Raw genomic sequence first — 2431 nt, forward strand, 5'->3', positions numbered from 1 at the left:
GATTACAGAGAAGTATTCCAAAACGTTTTATCTCGGTACTCTCCTGATGCCGAAAGCAAAACGTCAAGCGATCTGGGCAATTTATGTCTGGTGTCGTCGTACCGATGAACTGGTCGATGGACCCCAAGCCCGGTTAACTACCCCTGAAACCCTCGATTTATGGGAAAAACAGCTAGAAACCGTCTTTTCTGGGGTTGCCCTCGAGGATGCCGATGTCGCTCTCGTGGATACTCTAGAAAAGTTCCCCATGGATATCCAACCCTTTCGGGATATGATTGCCGGGCAACAGATGGATCTCTATCGCAGTCGTTATCAAACCTTTGATGAACTAAAACTGTACTGCTATCGGGTGGCAGGGACGGTGGGGTTAATGTCCAGCGCGGTGTTAGGATTGGAAGATGGCGATCGCTCGGCTCCTTGGCGACGCAATCAAAGCGTCTATATTCCCCAAGAAGAAGCGATCGATCTCGGTATTGCCAATCAATTAACCAATATTTTGCGGGATGTGGGGGAAGATGTCCATCGTGGCCGGATTTATCTACCTTTAGAGGATTTAGAGCGTTTTAACTACAGCGAAGACGATTTACTCAAAGGGGTTAATGATCACCGTTGGCAGGCGTTAATGCGCTTCCAAATTGAGCGCGCTCGTTATTACTACGATTCCGCCGAAAGGGGGATCCGCGCCCTTAATCCCGATTCCCGTTGGCCGGTTTGGGCGGCTTTACTGCTTTATCAAGGCATTTTAGACGTAATTGAAGCAAATAATTATGATGTCTTCGCCCGTCGTGCCTTCGTGCCTTTAGCCAAGAAAATGCTCTATCTACCCGTGGCTTGGTTGCGATCGCAGGCGTTATAAAAATGCGACGGGTTTTGTCCCTTGCCGACTCCACCCGTCGAGTCTTACCTAGGGGCTGCTGAAAAAGTTTTTCGTGGGGGCAGGGTGTGGGGTGTGGGGTGTGGGGTGTGGGGTTTTATCCATTTTCAGGTGGTCAATTACCTAATTTTCAGGGAAAAAATCCCTAAATTTTCCCCCCAATCACTCCAATGGTAGGCACTTTTTCAGGGAAAAAAAGTCTAAAAGCCTTATCCAACAAGGTTTTTAGATTTATTCAGCCAACCCTAACTATTAAGTTTTCCCAATTCAGCTGCTTAACTTGGGTTTGGTTTTTCAGCGCGATTTAGGAGTCACCAACCAGAAGGGTCCAGTTTCCGTGCAGGGAACATCTCGATCGGTTTCGTAAACCACAAGACCATCTTGCCGATCCAAAACTAACGCTTCTCCTAGACGGACGTAGGATATAAATGGGCCGAGATAGCGGACGACAGGCTCATCGCTACAGGCCGGCAACACCCGATCATTAAAATACTCGTATCCCACATCCTCGACGCTTTCATAGTAGCGGACGCTGAGGTCATCGAGCGCTTTCCCGGGAAAGCGGTCTTGGATAGCTGACCGGAGAAATTCTGGCAGCGGTCGATCGGGCGATAATAATGTTCCAGATTTCATGGCTTTTCCCCCTAAAACTAAAGGAAGCGGGAAACTCTGACAAGTGCCTCCCCGATCGGGACTATTCACTTCCGCTCCCTACCCCGCCAATTTTTTACTAGGGATGGAAGCCAGCGCGGGGAGTTCCCTTTGTATTTATTGTAACAAATTTCCCCGCAAAGGTTCAGGGCGATACGGTGAGAACAGTTTTTCTTGATTTTTCGTTACAAAGATTGACAAATTTATCCTTTTATTTTGGCGATAATAATAATTACCAGGCGACAAGCCAGAACAAATAATGGAAATAGGGAAAGACGGACGAGGATGGGACTAACTAACTAGCCATGATGATAGCGAGAAAAGAAGTAGTTTAGTAGTGCCGAATTCTCGTTCCCGATCATTTAGGAGGTAGGAAAGATGACAATTTATGTCACCCGCGAGGGAGATAAACTGGTGGCCGATTCCCCACTGGAATTGGTAGAAAAATTACAACAATGTCAGGGTAGAATGGCGGAAACAAGACAGGACTTCATGACTCGGATGGCCGCACAGATGGTAGCCAGCCAAGGCGTTACTGTTCCCATCACCGACCCGGAGAATTTTATCGCCGAGCTAATCCACAACGATTTTCTCAGCGTGGTGGACAGTATTGATGGCTAAAAGTCGGACGGGGAATTGGCGGCAAAACTTAGCCCCTAGGGTTCCTAATACTTTACAATACTATTTTTCTTACTGATTACTGTTCACTGATTACTGATTACTGAAAAACCCCCATCACCCGATCAACAACATTTTTCAGGGTGATAGGATAAGCTGGAATTATCGAAACCGTAGAAATAATAGATAAAATGAGTAATCTCCTCTGGCCGCGTTTTCTCAAGAAAGCTTACCGTCAAGAACCAATAACTAGCTTTATCTTTACCGCAGCGGCAGTAGATGTCATCA

Annotated in this window: 2 protein-coding genes and 1 pseudogene; 2 read left to right on the plus strand and 1 reads right to left on the minus strand. The window is 46.9% G+C overall.

The genetic code is table 11. From position 1 onward, the window contains the following. Positions 1 to 856: phytoene synthase (locus PX484_RS13325; RefSeq protein ID WP_288104204.1), on the plus strand; the 856-nt coding region annotated here is incomplete at its 5' end. A gap of 312 nt (positions 857 to 1168) precedes the next feature. On the opposite strand, the pseudogene PX484_RS13330 reads toward PX484_RS13325, so the two are convergent. Continuing rightward, a pseudogene (locus PX484_RS13330) lies at positions 1169 to 1646 on the minus strand (hypothetical protein). 257 nt (positions 1647 to 1903) lie between these two features. Here PX484_RS13330 and PX484_RS13335 point away from each other — a divergent pair. Continuing rightward, on the plus strand, positions 1904 to 2146 hold the full coding sequence (locus PX484_RS13335; RefSeq protein ID WP_002795543.1) for a hypothetical protein: 243 nt from the start codon (positions 1904 to 1906) through the stop codon (positions 2144 to 2146). The last annotated feature ends 285 nt before the right edge of the window (positions 2147 to 2431 follow it).

The organism is Microcystis sp. M49636_WE2 (assembly GCF_030065375.1).
Lineage (GTDB): Bacteria > Cyanobacteriota > Cyanobacteriia > Cyanobacteriales > Microcystaceae > Microcystis > Microcystis aeruginosa_C.